This window comes from Vibrio sp. 10N.239.312.D08, assembly GCF_041466145.1.
Lineage (GTDB): Bacteria > Pseudomonadota > Gammaproteobacteria > Enterobacterales > Vibrionaceae > Vibrio > Vibrio crassostreae_C.
The window spans coordinates 1-1,065 of record NZ_JBFSSD010000133.1; the positions used below are offsets into that span (position 1 = coordinate 1).

Genomic DNA, 1,065 nt, shown 5'->3' on the forward strand with positions numbered 1-1,065 from the left:
CGCAAGACCGATGACGCTTTGCTCTGGCTGCTGGCTGGCTTCTTTGACTAACTGGATAAGTTCAATATTGGATTCAAGCATGGTGGACTTACCTGTACCGGCTAACCCTTGGATGGCCACAAAGCTGTCCTTGGTGGTTGAGATAAGGGTGATGGCGTCCTTTTGCCCTTGGGTTAGGCGAGGCTTGGTATCGAGAAAGTCTTGCACCTGCTTAGGCGTTGCAAAAGGTTGATGTTGGCCTTTACCATCATCGATGTTTTGCAAGATGCGCTTTTCAGTCTCCAGCGCGGCTTGCGTTGTCCAGCGTGTACCGTCACTGTACTCTGCAGAGAGGGTGTTGCTGCGTTTAGTCAGCTCTGTTTCAACCTGCTCTTTGGTAATAGAGCCTCCGGCTTCTTCAAAGGCGTAACGCACCGCTTCCACTACTAAGGCTTTTTGGCTAAAAGCCGCTTCTCGCTCTGAGAGGTGGTTCAGGGCAAAGCTGACCGCTTTTTCGATGAGTGGGGCGTTTTGCGCTTTGGCGAGTGCTGACAGTGCCTGACTGACATCCTGCTTTAGCAAATCTTGGGTGGCGTCGTTTAGGTAGCGGTCGTTGACGTTTTGCGTCTGTAATACACGCTCAATGGCTGACGGGGAGACCTGCTCTTTTTCAAGTGCGCTTTGGGCTTTGTCTGGTTTGTCGGTGAAGATATCAAGGCGCTCTGTTTTTTCAGTCAGGTCGTTTATCAGGGGCTTAGATAGGGTAAACGCTTTGCCAGACAGTAAAGTATGGGCTTTTGGCTCAATATGGTGGGCGCCGTGAACGTAGTCGTATTGCAGCGGCGCGTCTTTTAGGCTCTCTAAGTTGACGCGCTGCGTTTCCCCTTTGCTCTCAAGCGTGAGGCTTTCTTTGTCAATGTGAGTGACAAGGTAGCTTTGGTTCGCGTCCAAGCCAGCAGGGAAGTGTTTGCCTAGCGTTTGAAGGCGTTCGCCTTGGGCGATATTGAGACTTTGCGGTTTATTGATTTGCATCTTCATGTGCTTAAAGGCGCGACTGGACGGGTCAAAGGTGTGTGATTGTCCATC

The 1,065-nt window shown here is 51.1% G+C and carries 1 pseudogene; it reads right to left on the reverse strand.

The features are described 5' to 3' along the window. Positions 1–1,065, reverse strand: a pseudogene (locus AB6D58_RS24510) (conjugative transfer relaxase/helicase TraI); the annotation flags it as partial.